The following is a 16,005-nucleotide window of genomic DNA, read 5'->3' on the forward strand; positions in this document are numbered from 1 at the left end:
TCTCAATATCAAAACAAAATGTCAATAAATTTTATTTCTTGGGAACGATGACTTCATCAACTACTCCATATGCTTTCGCTTCTTCGGCCGAAAGGTAGAAATCTCGATCAGTATCTTGAGCAATTTTTGATAAAGATTGCCCTGTATGTTTCGCTAGTATTTTATTCATCTGCTCCTTTATTCTTAAAATCTGTTTAGCGGTAATTTCTATTTCTGAGGCTTGTCCTTTTGCTCCTCCCATTACTTGATGAAGAAGAATTTCTGAATTAGGTAAAGCATATCTCTTTCCTTTTGCTCCAGCAGCAAGAATTAAAGCTCCCATTGAAGCTGACATTCCAATAGAAACCGTAGAAACATCTGGTTTAATATATTGTATTGTATCGTAAATCGCTAAACCAGCTGTTACTGAGCCTCCAGGACTATTAATATATAATTGAATATCTTTGTCTGGATCTTTTGATGCCAAGTGTAAAAGCTGAGCTACAATAATATTAGCTACGTGATCATCAATTACTCCAGCCAAAAAAATGATTCTTTCTTTTAAAAGTCTTGAATAGATATCATAGGCTCTTTCTCCGGCTTGTGTTTTTTCTATAACTGTTGGTATTAACATATTTTTAACAGTCAAATAATTTAAATATTCTTTCTCTTTTTAATTCATCTTCTATATACATTTTTGCTTGTTCCATGTTCATATTCTTCCTGGCCATTTCTTTGTCTGGGTATTGACTAAGTAGCTCTTCTATTTTCTGATTTATCTCCTCCTCTCCTATCTCCATTTTCTCATCTTTGCTTATTTGATGCAAGACCAAGAATCCTTTTACTCTTTCTTCAGCTATTTTTTCAAAATCTTTTTTTAATTCTTCTTCAGTTTTCTTTATTTGTTTTAAATATTCTTCTAAGCTGATTTGCAATTCAGAATTAACTCTTGATTTAATATTGTCCATCATAAATCCGACTTCTCTTTCGACTAATACTTGAGGAACTTCAAACTTTGTTTTTTCTAAAATCTTTTTAACTGCCTCTTCCCTTCTTTGTTGTTTTTGGGCAATTTCTTTCTCTTCGATTATTCCTTTTCTAATATCTTCTTTTAAAGAATTAACATCTGTAAATTTACCTAGAGTTTTAACCCATTCGTCATTGATTTCTGGTAACTCCATTTTATTTACCGAATCAACCTTAACGCATATCTCTAATTTTTCTTTTTTATCTTGAGGATTTTCTGTTTCAAAATCTTTGTGTTCTCCTTCTTTCATTCCTAATAAAGCTTCTTCCATTCCAGAGATATAATGACCTTTTCCAATCACAATTCTATCTTTTTTCTCAGGATCATTTTCAATATTTAAACAAGAAAAAGAAAATTCAACCAAGTCATTGTTTTCAGCTGCTCCATCTTTCTTAGTTGTCTTAGCTCTTGATTGTCTAAGCCAATTAAGAGTATCTTCAATTTCTTTCTCTTCAATTTTTATTTCTTTTTTTTCTACCTTAATACTTTTTAAATCAGGCAATTTTATTTCTGGAAGTATTTCAAATTCAGCAGTAAAAACAAAGGGGTTTCCTCTGGCAACTTTAACAATTTCTACTTTCGGTTGCGACACTGCTTCTACTTTTGATTCTTTGACTATCTTAATCCAATTGTCTCTAACCGCTGCTTCAGAGGCTTCGCTAAGAACACCTTCTTGACTTACCTTTTCTTCAACTATTTTTTCAGGAACTTTTCCTTTTCTAAAACCAGGAAGTTCAACTCCTTTTGATATTTCTGATAGGGCTTGAGTATAGTAATTTTCAAACTCTTCGGAAGTTACTTCAACCTCAATCATTCTCTTTATTGTTGATATTTCTTTAATTTCGTATTTCATTTTTTTAAAAAAAATTATTCAGCTGTTGATTCTTCTTCGTCAATATCTAATTCTTCTTCCTCTTCGTTCTTTTCGTTAATTTGATCTTCACTTTTAACGTCGATTTTCCAGCCCGTTAATTTGGCAGCTAATCTAACATTTTGTCCATCTTTTCCAATAGCTAAAGATAATTGATCTTTAGGTACAACAACGGTAGCAACGTTTTTAGTTTCAGCAATAACATTAATGATTTTTGCAGGAGATAAAGCATTGGCGATAAACTTCGTTGGTTCTTCGTCGTATTCAATGATATCAATCTTTTCCCCGCCTAATTCAGACATTACCGCTGCCACTCTTACTCCCCTTTGTCCGACCATGGCTCCAATCGGATCAACTCCATCCGCATTAGATAGTACTGCAATCTTAGTTCTTGAACCGGGCTCTCTAGCAATTGATTTAATCTCAATTTGACCACCTGATATTTCAGGAACTTCTAATTCAAATAACTTAGAAATTAGTTTTGGATAACTTCTAGATAATAAAATAATCGGTCCTTTAGGGGTAGTATCGACACGTAGAACATATAGCTTTAATCTTTGTCCTTCCTTGTAAAATTCACCTCTGATTTGTTCTTCTTTGGGTAATACTCCTAATGATTTACCAATATCAAAGTAGACATTGATTCCTTCAATTCTTTGAGCAATTCCTGAAACAATCTCCCCTTCTTTTGATTTGTATTCAGCTAAAACGACTTCTTTTTCTGCCTCTCTTATCTTCTGCAAAACAACCTGTTTAGCAGTTTGAGCAGCAATTCTTCCAAAATCTTCTTTTGTTTCTAAGGGAATAACTAATTCATCTCCAGCTTTTAATTTTGAATCTATATCTTTAGCTTCTTCTATTAAAATGTGCTTCTCGGCATTATACCTTACTCTTCTCTCTGGTTCTTCACCTTCTTTTTCTGATTCTTCAGTATTTAATTCCGCTTCGGTTGGTCGATAACTATCTTTAATTTTAACTGATATTTCTTCTTGTTCAGTTGGTTCTTCACCTTCAACTTCAATTTTTTCAGGAATATATACCATTGTTTCGTCAACAACATTCCTGACTCTCCAAAACTCAATCTTTCCTCCTTTAGAATTAATCTTGGCTTTAATAACTTGACCTTTTTTGCCGTATTCTTTTTTATAGGCTGAAGCTAAAGCATGTTCAACTGTTTCTAAAACTCTTTCTTGTGACAAGCCCTTCTCATCTGCAATCTGGGATATGGCTGATAAAAATGATTGAAAATCCATATTCTTTTTTGTTTATTATTTTTTTCTTAATTATTTATTAAAAAGATCGGAACAATCCGATCAATCAAAAAACTACCTTTTCTTAATTACATTCTAGCAAAAGAAATGCAGTTGTCAAGTTAAATAAATTAAGATATTATATACTCATGAAAAAGGATTTAAGTATAATTCCTGAAAAAGTTTTCTTTTGCCTAGACAACCTGCACAAGCAAGGCTTTGAGGCCTATATTGTCGGAGGCTGTACTAGAGATTTTTTAAGAGATAAATCCCCTGCTGACTGGGATCTCACCACTAATGCTACTCCCGAAGAAATTCAAAAAGTTTTCAATGATTTGAAAATCAAAACCTTCTATGAAAATGACTTTGGTACGGTTGGAGTCGCTTTTCTTCAAAAAAAGGATAATTTTGAGATTATTGAAATAACTACCTATAGAAAAGAAGCTATTTATAGCGATAATAGGCATCCCGATAAAGTTACCTGGTCAAAAACTATAGAAGAAGATCTGAAAAGAAGAGATTTTACGGTAAATGCTATTGCTATGACTATCAAAAATAGGTCAGAAATTGAAATCATTGACTTGTTCGATGGTCAAAAAGACTTAAAAAATCGAATCATTCGTGCTGTAGGTACCGCAAAAGAGAGGTTTTCTGAAGATGCTTTAAGAATGATGAGAGCAGTTAGATTAAAGACTACATTAGGCGAAGGATGGACTATAGAAGAAAAAACTAAACAAGCTATTAAAGATAATGCTCCATTATTACAAAAAATATCCAAAGAAAGGATAAGAGACGAGTTGGTTAAAATAATTAATAACGAAAATGCTGCACAAGGAATTGAATCATTGAGAAATAAGAGATTATTAACCTATATAATACCGGAACTTGAGGAAGGCTTTGAGGTTGGTCAAAATAAACATCATGTTTATGATTGCTATAAACACAACCTTGAATGCTTGAATTATTCGGCTAAAAAAGGCTTTAATTTTCATGTTCGCATGGCTTCCTTGTTGCACGATATCGGAAAACCAAGAGCCAAAAGAGGTGAAGGAATTAATTCAACCTTTTACAACCATGAAATAATTGGCGCTCAAATAACTGAAAAAGTACTTGATCGTTTAAGATTCTCCAAAAAAGATATCATTAAAATAACTAATTTAGTTAGATATCACCTCTTTTACTATAACGTAGATGAAGTTGGTGAAGCTTCCGTCAGAAGATTAATCAAAAACGTTGGCCTAGAGAGCGTTGAAGAACTATTACAATTAAGAATGGCTGACCGAATCGGTTCTGGTTGCCCCAAGGCTGAACCATATAAGTTAAGACATCTTAAATATATGATAGAAAAAGTGTCTAAAGACCCTGTTTCTGTCAAAATGCTTAAAATTAATGGCCAAGAAGTAATGGATACGCTAAAAATTAAACCATCACCTACAGTAGGAATGATATTAGATATATTATTGGAAGATGTATTAAAGGAGCCTAAAAATAACACAAAAGCATATTTAAAGAAGCGATTAAAGGATTTGGGCAAATTAAATGATGAAGAACTAAGCAATCTTGCTAAAGAGGCTAAAGAAGAAAAGAAAAAGGTGATTACAAAGGAAGATCAAGAAACAAAAGAAAAATACTGGGTTGCATAGTGTTTCACGTGAAACACTTATCCCAAATGTTTCACGTGAAACATTGTATGGGCCTGTAGTCCAACGGTAGAATACTGCATTCGCATTGCAGAGATATGAGTTCAATTCTCATCAGGTCCACAAGATTTACTTCTTTCTAAGTTCAAATGTTTCACGTGAAACATCTTGGGACCTGTAGTTCAGTGGCAGAACACTACCCTCACACGGTAGTAATATAAGTCCGATTCTTATCAGGTCCACAGTTTGTCCAGAATCATGTCCAGAATTGTCCCCAATTTGTCCAGAATGTCCACAGTTTGTCCAGAATCATGTCCAGAATGTCCAGAATAAAATCTCACAAATGTTTCACGTGAAACACACATCGGGATGTCATATAATGGCATTATGCAGGCTTCGGGAGTCTGTAATCCGGGTTCAAATCCCGGCATCCCGACTATAATTAGCTTAATAATAATATATGGATCAAAACATACTATTGATAGTCTTTATCGTCTTAGGTTATTTTTTCGGTTCTATTCCTTTTGGATATATCATTACTAAATTAAAGAATATTGACATTCAAAAACAGGGAAGTGGTAATATCGGAGCAACTAATGTTTCAAGGGTCTTGGGATTTAAATATGCAATCATTGTTGGATTATTAGACGTTTTAAAGGTTATCTTACCTGCAATTATTGCAAAACAATATCTAACTAACGATTGGTACGTTTGTTTGGCAATTATTGCCCCTATGCTTGGACATCTTTTTCCGTTTTGGCTTAAATTTAAGGGAGGAAAAGCTGTATCGAGTGTTTTTGCTTCAATGATCGTAATAATAGGATGGAAATATTCATTAATATTCCTTTTATTGTGGATTATCGCTTTAAGATTGATAAAAATCATGAGTTTAACTAATTTAATTGTTATCTGGTTTGTTCCTTTATTGTTCTGGTTTTTTACTCATTCCATTGCTTATTTTTCTCTTGGATTGCTATATATACCAATATTATTTTGGGCTCACAGAGAAAATATTAAGAGATTGAAAGAAGGTACTGAGAAAAGAATCATTAAAGGTTGATTGATTGGAACTAACTTTTGATATATAATTAAAATGATGAACTTCCTATATATACTATCTTGCATATATTTCTTTATTCCAGCGTATATTGCTAATGCCATACCACCTTTGGCTAATACTTTTAATATTTTAAATCGTTTAAACAAGCCCATTGATGGGGGATTAGAGATAAAAGGAGTGCCAGTATTGGGAAGTCACAAAACATGGAGAGGTTTAGTTTGCGAAATAATAACCTGTACTTTTTTAACTCAATTACTCGTATATATCAATGATTATTACGATTTATCCATCTATAATAACATTGGACTTAATATTCATTTAATAAATAGTTGGTTATTGGGACTATTATTGTCAATAGGAATAGTATTTGGTGACATATTTTTTGCTTTTGTCAAGAGGAGATTAAAATTAAGACCAGGCACTGCTTTCATACCTTTCGATCAAACCAATTATGTTTTTGGGGCTTTTCTCTTTCTTCAGCCAATTATAAAACTTCCTTTATTATTTTGGCTAACTCTTTTCCTATTGACATTATTCGTACATATTGTTTCTAATAGAATTGGGTATAACTTAGGGTTGCATAAAGCTAAATGGTAAGATAGAATTAATTTATCTAAATAATGTATATAAAAATTATGCAAGAAGCATTTTTTCTATTTTATCAGGAAATATTATCTCGTTTACCAGACTTTACTTGGGCATTAATTATCATCATTTTCGGTTGGATTATTTCTAGCAGAATCAAAATCTTCTCTATTAAATTTTTCGATAAATTAAGATTGAATCAAATTCTTAAATCTTTAGGTTGGGAAGGATTTTTTGACAGATACGACACAAGAATGAATTTTTCTAAGTTTTTTGGAATCATAATTGAGATATATTTCTTCTTACTGTTTTTAATTATTTCTTTGGAAGTTTTAAATCTAGAGACTGCAGAAAAATTAATAAGTGGAATAGTAGAATATTATCCTAATATATTCATTTCAATGATTATCTTCGTATCTACTGTATTTGTTGCTGATTTTAGCAAAAAAATAGTTGTTGGAAGCCTAGAAAAGGAAAAAATAACCTATTCTAATTTTTTAGGAGATATTATTTCGTCAGGAGCTTGGATTTTAGCTATCCTAGCCATTTTGTATCAATTACAGATAGTCCAAACACTTATTCTAGCCATCTTCATTGGAGCCATTGCCTTAATAGTTGTTTCTCTAGGCTTAGCTTTTGGAATTGGAGGCAAAGACATGGCTAAAAGAATATTAGAAGACATAGAAGATCGAGTAAAATAAGAATTTACTATATAGTATATTCTTTTTTATTATGCAAGAAATATCACAAAACGAATTAAAGAAGATGATCTTGTTTTCTTGTGAAAGAATAGAAAGAGACAAGGAACAAATCAATAAAATCAATGTTTTCCCTGTACCAGATCAAGATACAGGAAATAATTTAGCCGCCACATTAAGGGGGATTAAAAACTGTATCGAAAATATAGACTTCAATAGTATTGAAGAACTATCAGCTAAAGTTTTAGATGGTGCCTTAACTGCTGCACAAGGTAATACGGGAATAATCTATACTGGTTTTTTAGCCGGATTCTTTCCATATATTGCTAAGGAAGCAACAGTTAATGGAATAATACTAGGAGAAGCTTTAGAAAAAGGATACGAAAGAGCTAAAGATTCTATTCAAAACCCTAAAGAGGGAACAATGCTTGATGTTATTAAGGCTTTCGCCTTAGAAGTAAAAGAAAAATCTAACAAGGAAAATGATATTGTTAAAATCTTCCATTACGCCTTAATTAAAGCTAATGAAGCTTTACTGGATACTCCTAATAAGATGGAGCTACTTAAAAAAGCTGGAGTAGTTGACGCTGGAGGATTAGGTTTTTTAATGATTCTTGAAACATACTTAGATACATTACAAGAGCAAGCAGAACCATTTACTATTAAGTCATTTGAAAAAGAAAATGTAGGAACAAGAAGATTTGTTCAAATACTATCAAATCGATATGAAGTAGTAGCTTTGCTTGATGATGGCGACTATACCGAAAAACAAATTAAAGAAAAACTGCATCACTTAGGAAACTGCCTTGATGTTATTCAAATAGGGGAAAGAACTAAAATTCACATACATACTGACGATCCATATGAAGTTAGAAATCTTATAAAAAGCTTGGGAGTTATTGAAAATCTAAGGATTGAAGATATGGCTAAAGAAGTAACTGGAGAAAAGTCCGTTGAAAACGTTTCTATCGGAATTATTGTTGATGAAAGATCAGGATTAAGTTCAAAAATCGTTAATCATTATGGAATAGAGGTTATACCCCTAAGAATTACTTGGCCAGAAGGAGAGAGTATCCCTGGAGATAATATCTGCCAAAGAATAAAAGAAGCTAAAAAGCAAGGAATAGTTTCTCAACCTAAAATAGAACCAATCACTCCTGAATTCTTCATGGAATCATACAAAACCCAACTGCAAAAATTTGATGATGTTTTGTGTATTGTTTCTTCTTCCAAACTTTCAGATAATTATGAAGCAGCTATAAAGGGTAGAAACATGTTAAATCTCAACGAAAGAGAGCATATTTTCGTAATTGATTCAAAAAACATCAGTGCTGGACAATCAATTGTTGTTCTTGAAGCTATAGAAATGGTGGCTGAACAAAGAAAAATAAAAGAAATCTTAAAAAAAATCGAAAAGACCATAGAGAACGTTAAGCTTTATTGCATAATCGAAAAATCAGACTGGTGGAATAAAGAAAAAGCAAAGCCTTTCTGGTTTAGTAAAAAACAAGAGGTTCGATATGCTTTAGGAGAAATGAAAAATGGGAAAATTATTCCTATGGAAACATTAAGAACTAAAAATTTTGCTGCTGCATTATTTAGTAAAATAGAAAAAGAATCCAGAAAAGACATACGAGAAGGGAAGAGAATAAGAATGGTTATTACTCATGGAGATAATTCTCCTCAAGCCGAAGAATTAAAAACTAAAATGAAGACTATTAAAAAGACTGATATATCATTTATTAATGTTACCGATCCAGTTACGAGTATTAATGCTTGTCCAGAGAGTTTACTTATCGGCTGGATTGTGAAATAATATATATAATAAATAATATAATAATAAAAATTATATGATCAAAAGAAAAGCTTTTACGTTAATTGAGTTATTGGTCGTAATTGCAATCATCGGAATTCTTTCCGGAATGATTGTGCTTGCAATGAATGGATCTACTGCTAAGGCAAGAATCGCTAAATCTCAAGTTTATAGCAATTCTTTAAGAAGCGCTTTAATGTCAAACGTTAAAGGAAATTGGTCTCTTGATGCTACTGGTGATGATACTTGGAATCATATCACAGGAACAGTAACCGGGGCGACATCAAACACAACAGATTGCGCACAAAATACTTGCTATAGTTTTGATGGAGGTGACTACATACTAACTGCAAACACGGCAGGACAATATTCTATTCTTACCAATGGTATGACCGCAATGGTTTGGGTTAAAGGAGCTTCTCAAGCAGGAAACACTGTTTTTGCTAATTGGGACTCAAATGCTTCATATAAAGAAGCATGGAAAATAGCAACTAATGGTAATTTATTGCGCGTAATATTAGCAGATACTACTACTCAAGCTACTACCAAAAATTATTACTCTACTAATGATGTAGCATTTGATAATACTTGGCATTTAGTTGGTTTTTCTTGGACTGTTGGCGGTGGAGCACTAACTTTATACATTGATGGAACTTCTGTTGCTGTAACAAAAACTGCCGACGGAGCTGTAGCTAGTCTAAATGCAAACGGAGGATCAGGATACGCTCCCATATCAATAGGTTGTGATATGTCTAATAATTCAGCAGCAAATCTTTTCAATGGATCAATAGATAATGCTTGGCTGTTTAACGGACCCATTCCAACGTCTCAAATTAAAGAACTATACTACGCTGGATTAAATAATTTGTTAGCCAGTGGAAAAATATCAGCTGACGAATATTCTCAAAGAATAAGCACTCTTAGCTTAAACAAGTAATGGATACTGAAAAAGAAAAAATAGGCTTCGTGACTGATGAGGTTTGTGATCTTCCAGAAGAAATAGTTAATGAAAATAATATTGGCGTCGTAAGGTATAAGCTAGACCCTCAAGAACTATCAGAAATACCAGGCAATATTTACCAAAAGATAAGAGAAGGGGAAAGAAGAGGTATTAAAAACCTATTAGTCAAAACATCTCAGCCCTCAATTAATGATTTTCTTTCTGTTTTTAAAGAAAAACTTGAAAAATTTGAAGAAATTTTGTGTATCACGTTTTCTTCAAAAATATCAGGAGCGTACAACTCAGCCATGCAAGCCAAAAAATTCCTAGAAAAGGAACTGCAAGATAAGATTCATATTTTTGATTCTTTAAGAGGAACTGGATGTGAAGGATTAATTGTGCTCAAAGCAATTTCTTTGGCTAAAGAAAAAATGGATATTCCTGATATTATTTCTAATCTTACAAAAGAAATACCTAATGTTAATATGGTAGCAATGTATAAAAACTCTAGATGGCTTGAAGCTTCAGGAAGATTTCCTACTATTGGAAACATTATTATAAATCAAGCAGAAAAAATAGATATTAAACCTATTTTTAATTTTAAAAATGGGAAATTAAATATTGTAACAATAAAAAGGAATGTAAAGGAGTTGTCTGTTGCTCTTTTTGAAGTATTTGAGAAGACCACCAGAAATGCCCGCGAAGCAGGGAAAAAAATTAAAATAGCCATAACTCATGCTGATAATATGGAAGAAGTAGAAAAACTTAAAACTATGGTTTTAGGTTTAAAAAATACAGAAATTTCTTTTATTAATCTACTTTGTTTTCCTGTTGGAGGACATGTAGGTCCAGGGACATTGGTTCTTTCTTGGGATCAATAAACAAAGCTATTAGAAACATTAAGCTTAAAATTATGAAAAAAGCATCAATCATTATCGGCGATAGCGCATCATTAAGAGACGAAGATGTTAAAAAATTTGGTTTAATTGTTGTTCCTTTTGTTATGGAATGGCCAGATGGAGAAAGATTAAATGGAGACAATATTTTTGAAAAAATGAGAGAGGCTGAAAAGCAGGGGATAAAAACAACCCCTAAAACATCTCAGCCATCTATGGGAATATTTAAAAAAGCTTTTGAAGAAGGACTAAAAGATGCTGAAAGTGTGATTGCTATTACCATTAGTTCAGAAATTTCTGGAACATATAATTCAGCCGTGCAGGCTAAAAAAATGTTCGACGAAGAGACTCAAAAGAAGATCTTCATTCTCAATTCTCTTAATGCTGACTTAAGTGAAAGTCTTTTAGCGATAAAAGCTGCAAAAATGGCAGAACAAGAAAAATCAGGAGAAGAAATAATTAAAGAATTAGAAACAATGGTTCCTAAAATATTTCTTTTCGCAATGCTTGAAAGTCCGAGATGGCTTGAAGCAGGAGGAAGAATAAATCACGCCATGTCTGTTATTCTATCTCAAATGCAAAAAATAGGAATGAGACCTATTTTATCTATGAAAGACGGAGTAATTAAACCAGCTAATTTAAAAATGAAAGCCAATGATACGGCTGATGCTTTATTTAGACAATTTGAAGATGTTACTAAAAAACCTTTTTCCGAAAATAAAACTTGCCAAGTAGCTATTTCTCATGCTGACAACCTTGAAACAGCTCAAAAATTAAGAACCTTGATTGAGGATAAATACCCACAAATTAATATTGAATTTATAAGCTTAACAAGCATGGTTATTGGTTGCCATGTTGGTCCAGGAACAGTAATGTGCTGCTCAATAGAAAATTAACATCAAAGTATGATAAACATTAATTACATTTTAATTTCTTTAATTGCTTATCTTTTAGGTTCTATTCCTTTTGCTTTAATTTATGTTAAATTGTTCCTCAATAAAGATATGAGGACTTTTGGCTCTAAAAATACTGGAGCCTTGAACACCTTAAGAATTGTTTCTCATGAAAAGGGGAAATTGATTGGATTAATTTCTTTCCTGATTGTATTTTTATTAGATGCTAGCAAATCAGTCTTAGCTGTTATATTAGCAATGCACTTCCTTCCTGAAAATCTAACTCTAGCAATAACATTAGGAACATTCTTCTCTATTTTAGGACATAACTATCCAATAATTCTTAATTTTAAAGGAGGTAGAGGAGCAGCATCATTACTAGGAGTATTATTATTCCTAAATTGGAAGATATTCATTGGTTGGTTAATCACTGTTCTTTGCTTTATGATGCTTTTTGAAATTTTCTTAGGAGGAAAAATTGATAATAAATTTATTAAAAAATCTATTTCTGATCAAATAGTCGGGAGATTGATAGGAGAGATATATGCAGTCTGGTGGATTTCTATAGCTGCGCCAACATTACTCTATCCAGTGTTGTTCGGAACAATTCTTATTATTATTTCTCATAAGGATAGGGTCATAGAACAAATTAAAAAGAAAAATGTTTAAAGAAATTATAATTTTAATTGTTGCTTATGTATTGGGTTCTATTCCTTTTGGGTACCTAATTACTAAATTTACAACTAAAAAAAATCTATTAGAAATAGGATGGAAAAAGAATTCTGGCTCTAATGTTTTTAAAAATGTTGGCTTATGGCAAGGAATTTTTACTTTTGTTTTTGATGTTTTAAAAGGATTTCTAGCTGTTTATCTTGCCCAATATTTTGGTCTTTCCTTATTATTCCAAGTTTTCTGCGGAGTATTAGCAGTTATCGGTCATAACTGGTCTTGCTTTCTTGGTTTTAAAGGCGGAAGAGGATTAGCAGCTTTAATTGGAGCTCTCTTCGCTATTTCTCCTTTAGTTTTAATTATTGCCTTGATTCCTTGCATAATCTTTACTATAATCTGGACAGCCTCGGTGGGAACCCTTTTATCCTTCTTAACCGCCATTATCTTCTGTGTCACCTTTAGGGAGTATGAAATGGCTGGATTGTTAATGTTTATTTCTCTAATTCCAGTCTTAATTAAAAGATTAAGTCCAATAAAAGAACTACAAAATAATCCAAATTACAAAGAATTGCTAGAAAATCGACTAATCTTTGATCAAGACACAGTTCCTCCAATTAGGCTAAAAATTAAAAAGAAAAACTAAGCCCCCGTAGCTCAACGGATAGAGTGCTGGTCTTCGGAACCAGTGGTGCGAGTTCGAATCTTGCCGGGGGCACAGACCGCCTTGATTTTTTTTAAAAAACAGGATATACTCCAGACACATAACAAAGCCGATGAACATGTTTAAAACAAAGCTAAAAAGACCATTCTTTGCTTCAATATTGTTTTTTTTGTTTTTGAATTTTACACCAGTTTCAGCAGCATTAGTTAGTTGTGGAAATGACGGACAAGCTGCTTGCACTTTTGGCGATCTTATGGCAATGATAAATACTGTTATTAGTTTCGTTATCTTTGATATTGTTCCTCCTATTGCCGTAATTACAATCGTTATTGCGGCAATCAACCTAATGACTTCTTCAGGAGATCCAGCAAAGCTTGAACAAGCTAAAAAAACTTTAATCTGGATAGTTCTTGGATTGATAGTTGTTTATGGTGCTTGGGCAATCGTTACGGGCTTTATAACTGCATTGGGTGCAAAAGCAGGGAGTGATGTATTTCAATTTTTTGATAAAAAGTAGTTTGCCCCGTTAGCTCAGTTGGTAGAGCAGGAAGCTCTTAACTTCAAGGTCAGGGGTTCGAGCCCTCTACGGGGCACAGAAAAATATATAGTAAAGATAAAAATATGTTAACAACAGAAGAAAAAACAAAAATCGTTAGTGACAATAAGATAAATGAAACCGACACTGGCTCTGCTGAAGTTCAGGTTGCTTTAATTTCAGAAGAAATTCAAAGACTTCTTGAACATTTGAAAAAGCACAAAAAAGATGTCAGTTCAAAAAGAGGCTTATTAAAAATGGTTGCCAAGAGAAGAAAGCTTTTGAAATTCCTCGAAAGAACAAGTGAAGATTCATACAGGGAATTAACCAAAAAGATTGGATTAAAAGCCTAGGTGTTAAAATATGAAGAATGAATCTTTTAAACTTAAAATTGACGATAAATTTTTAGAGGTAGAATTTAAAAATCTAGCAGAGAGAACAAATAGTTCTGTTTTTATAAAATTTGGAGAAACCTGTCTTATGGCCACTGCCGTAATGAGCAAAAAAGAAATCGAGGGAATCGATTTTTTTCCTTTAACTGTAGCTTATGAAGAAAGATTCTACGCAATAGGAAAAATATTTGGTTCAAGGTTTATGAAAAGAGAGGGAAGACCAAGTGAACAATCCATCTTAACTTCAAGATTAATTGATAGGGCAGTAAGACCATTATTTCCAGCAGACTTCAAAAGAGAAGTACAAATTATTATTACTTGTCTTTCTTGGGATAAAGAAAGCGATTTGGCCAGCTTAGGACTAATCGCTGCTTCAATAGTACTTTCGGCTTCAGATATTCCTTGGGATGGACCAGTTGCTCCCGTAAGAATAGGGATGAGAGATGGTAAAATGGTTGCTTTCCCAACCTTTGCCGAAAGAGAATCTGGCAATATGGATTTATTATTATCAGGTTTAAAATCAGAATCAAAAAAAGAAATTTTGATTAATATGATTGAAGCTGGAATGAAAGAAGTTCCCGAGGAAGATATTCTGAAAGCTGTTGAATTAGCTAAAAAATATCATGAAGACATTCTTAATTTTGAAGAAGAAATTGCTAAAAAAATAGGAAAAGAAAAAATAAAACTAGAAGAGAAGGGAAGAGACGAAGAGATAGAAAAAGAAGTTAAAGAACTTTTAGGAAATAGAATTGAAAACATCTTAAAAAAAGATTCAATTGACGATCTTCATATTATTAGAGAAGAATTGGGAGAATTGTTGAAAAAACATGAAGACGCGGAAAAAACTCGTTGTGGATTTTCTTTCTTCGAAAAAGAAACCGAAAGACTTGTTCACGAAAAAATAATTGAAAAAGGAATTCGTTTTGACGGAAGAAATTCTGACCAAATCAGAGAATTAAGCTGCGACGTTAATGTCATTCCTAGAGTTCATGGAACTGGATTATTCTGCCGTGGAGAAACAAAAGTTCTATCATTCTTAACCTTGGGTGGTCCTGGCGATCAAAAGATATTTGAAGAGATGGAATTAAACGGCAAAAAAAGATTTATGCATCACTATAACTTCCCACCATCATGCGTTGGAGAGACTGGACCATTAAGGGGACCAGGAAGAAGAGAAATTGGACACGGAATGCTTGGAGAAAAAGCTTTGCGTTCAATGATTCCTGATGCTGAAAATTTCCCTTATACAATCAGAGTTGTTTCTGAGGTTTTGTGTTCTAACGGTTCTTCATCAATGGCTTCAACTTGCGCTGCTTGTTTAGCTTTAATGGATGGCGGAGTTCCAATTAAAAATCCTGTTTCAGGAATTGCAATGGGATTAATGATGGAAATGAACGATCAAAAAAGCACTGAAGACAAGAATTATCTTGTTTTAACTGATGTTCAAGGAGAAGAAGATCATTATGGAGACATGGACTTTAAGGCTACAGGAACTAAAAACGGAATCACTGCTTTACAAATGGATATTAAAGTTAGGGGAATAACCGTGAAAATAATGAAAAATGCCTTGGAACAATCTAAAAAGGCCAGAATGCAAATTTTAGCCAAAATGTTGGAAACGATTCCTGAACCAAGAAAGGAACTATCTCCTAATGCTCCAAGAATATATACTATTAAAATTAGACCAGACCAAATTGGAGAGGTTATTGGAACTGGAGGAAAAATCATTAATGAAATTATTGATGAATGTGGAGTTTTAATTGATATTGAAGAAACCGGTGAAGTTTTCGTCACAGCAGAAAATGAAGCTTCAGCACAAAAAGCTATTGAATGGATTAAAAATTTAACTAAAGAAGTTATAGTGGGGGATATATATCAAGGAAAAATAAAAAGAATTCTTGAATTCGGCGCCTTCGCTGAAATTCTTCCTGGACAAGAAGGCATGATTCATATTTCTCAACTAGCCAAAGAAAGAGTAAATAAGGTAACTGATATCGTTAAGATTGGAGACATCGTTCCTGTAAAAGTTATCTCTATTGACGAACAGGGTAGAATTAATCTATCATTAAAAGAGGCGAGGAAATAATTTTATAAAA

At 32.7% G+C, this 16,005-nt stretch carries 16 protein-coding genes and 4 tRNA genes; 17 read left to right on the top strand and 3 right to left on the bottom strand.

Annotated elements, in window-relative coordinates; genetic code table 11:
* Nucleotides 1-31 precede the first annotated feature (31 nt).
* The 3 genes from clpP to nusA are packed head-to-tail and all read right to left on the bottom strand — an operon-like array spanning nucleotide 32 to nucleotide 3,130.
* Nucleotides 32-613, bottom strand: a complete 582-nt coding sequence (gene clpP / locus PLD14_00790) for an ATP-dependent Clp endopeptidase proteolytic subunit ClpP (protein HPR79739.1) — start codon at nucleotides 611-613, stop codon at nucleotides 32-34.
* 4 nt (nucleotides 614-617) lie between these two features.
* Entirely contained in the window at nucleotides 618-1,859 is a 1,242-nt protein-coding gene (gene tig / locus PLD14_00795) for a trigger factor (protein HPR79740.1), read from the bottom strand.
* A gap of 14 nt (nucleotides 1,860-1,873) precedes the next feature.
* Nucleotides 1,874-3,130 (bottom strand): transcription termination factor NusA, encoded by a 1,257-nt coding sequence (gene nusA, locus PLD14_00800; GenBank protein HPR79741.1) that lies wholly within the window; start codon nucleotides 3,128-3,130, stop codon nucleotides 1,874-1,876.
* A 146-nt stretch (nucleotides 3,131-3,276) separates the two neighbouring features.
* Between nusA and PLD14_00805 the strand changes: the two genes are divergently transcribed.
* The 17 genes from PLD14_00805 to PLD14_00885 all read left to right on the top strand — a co-directional run bounded on the left by PLD14_00805 (nucleotide 3,277) and on the right by PLD14_00885 (nucleotide 15,995).
* Entirely contained in the window at nucleotides 3,277-4,770 is a 1,494-nt protein-coding gene (locus PLD14_00805) for an HD domain-containing protein (GenBank protein ID HPR79742.1), read from the top strand.
* A 49-nt stretch (nucleotides 4,771-4,819) separates the two neighbouring features.
* Nucleotides 4,820-4,890, top strand: a tRNA-Ala gene (locus PLD14_00810).
* Between the two features lie 242 nt (nucleotides 4,891-5,132).
* Nucleotides 5,133-5,203 (top strand) — tRNA-Pro (locus PLD14_00815).
* 24 nt (nucleotides 5,204-5,227) lie between these two features.
* Nucleotides 5,228-5,827: a glycerol-3-phosphate 1-O-acyltransferase PlsY gene (gene plsY, locus PLD14_00820; protein ID HPR79743.1), complete on the top strand. Its 600-nt coding sequence runs from the start codon at nucleotides 5,228-5,230 to the stop codon at nucleotides 5,825-5,827.
* A 36-nt stretch (nucleotides 5,828-5,863) separates the two neighbouring features.
* Nucleotides 5,864-6,424 (top strand): CDP-archaeol synthase, encoded by a 561-nt coding sequence (locus PLD14_00825; GenBank protein ID HPR79744.1) that lies wholly within the window; start codon nucleotides 5,864-5,866, stop codon nucleotides 6,422-6,424.
* 38 nt (nucleotides 6,425-6,462) lie between these two features.
* The gene (locus PLD14_00830; GenBank protein HPR79745.1) at nucleotides 6,463-7,113 is read left to right on the top strand and encodes a hypothetical protein; all 651 of its coding nucleotides are present in this window, start codon (nucleotides 6,463-6,465) and stop codon (nucleotides 7,111-7,113) included.
* A 31-nt stretch (nucleotides 7,114-7,144) separates the two neighbouring features.
* A complete protein-coding gene (locus tag PLD14_00835; GenBank protein ID HPR79746.1) occupies nucleotides 7,145-8,926 on the top strand; it encodes a DegV family protein in 1,782 nt (593 codons plus the stop codon).
* Between the two features lie 34 nt (nucleotides 8,927-8,960).
* On the top strand, nucleotides 8,961-9,860 hold the full coding sequence (locus PLD14_00840; GenBank protein HPR79747.1) for a prepilin-type N-terminal cleavage/methylation domain-containing protein: 900 nt from the start codon (nucleotides 8,961-8,963) through the stop codon (nucleotides 9,858-9,860).
* Nucleotides 9,860-10,744, top strand: a complete 885-nt coding sequence (locus tag PLD14_00845) for a DegV family protein (GenBank protein HPR79748.1) — start codon at nucleotides 9,860-9,862, stop codon at nucleotides 10,742-10,744. Before PLD14_00840 ends, PLD14_00845 begins: the two co-directional genes overlap by 1 nt.
* 32 nt (nucleotides 10,745-10,776) lie before the next feature.
* Nucleotides 10,777-11,655, top strand: coding sequence for a DegV family protein (locus PLD14_00850; GenBank protein HPR79749.1), 879 nt, complete (start codon nucleotides 10,777-10,779; stop codon nucleotides 11,653-11,655).
* Nucleotides 11,656-11,664: 9 nt separating this feature from the next.
* A complete protein-coding gene (locus tag PLD14_00855; protein ID HPR79750.1) occupies nucleotides 11,665-12,321 on the top strand; it encodes a glycerol-3-phosphate acyltransferase in 657 nt (218 codons plus the stop codon).
* A complete protein-coding gene (locus PLD14_00860; GenBank protein HPR79751.1) occupies nucleotides 12,314-12,964 on the top strand; it encodes a glycerol-3-phosphate acyltransferase in 651 nt (216 codons plus the stop codon). The genes PLD14_00855 and PLD14_00860 overlap by 8 nt, the downstream gene beginning before the upstream one ends.
* Nucleotides 12,965-13,036 (top strand) — tRNA-Arg (locus tag PLD14_00865).
* Nucleotides 13,037-13,100: 64 nt separating this feature from the next.
* Nucleotides 13,101-13,499 (top strand): pilin, encoded by a 399-nt coding sequence (locus PLD14_00870; GenBank protein ID HPR79752.1) that lies wholly within the window; start codon nucleotides 13,101-13,103, stop codon nucleotides 13,497-13,499.
* A gap of 3 nt (nucleotides 13,500-13,502) precedes the next feature.
* Nucleotides 13,503-13,575 (top strand) — tRNA-Lys (locus tag PLD14_00875).
* 28 nt (nucleotides 13,576-13,603) lie between these two features.
* Entirely contained in the window at nucleotides 13,604-13,870 is a 267-nt protein-coding gene (gene rpsO / locus PLD14_00880; protein HPR79753.1) for a 30S ribosomal protein S15, read from the top strand.
* Between the two features lie 10 nt (nucleotides 13,871-13,880).
* On the top strand, nucleotides 13,881-15,995 hold the full coding sequence (locus PLD14_00885) for a polyribonucleotide nucleotidyltransferase (protein ID HPR79754.1): 2,115 nt from the start codon (nucleotides 13,881-13,883) through the stop codon (nucleotides 15,993-15,995).
* Nucleotides 15,996-16,005: the final 10 nt, after the last annotated feature.

This window comes from Candidatus Pacearchaeota archaeon, from assembly GCA_035404185.1.
Classification (GTDB): Bacteria; Patescibacteriota; Minisyncoccia; order Minisyncoccales; family Minisyncoccaceae; genus UBA2211.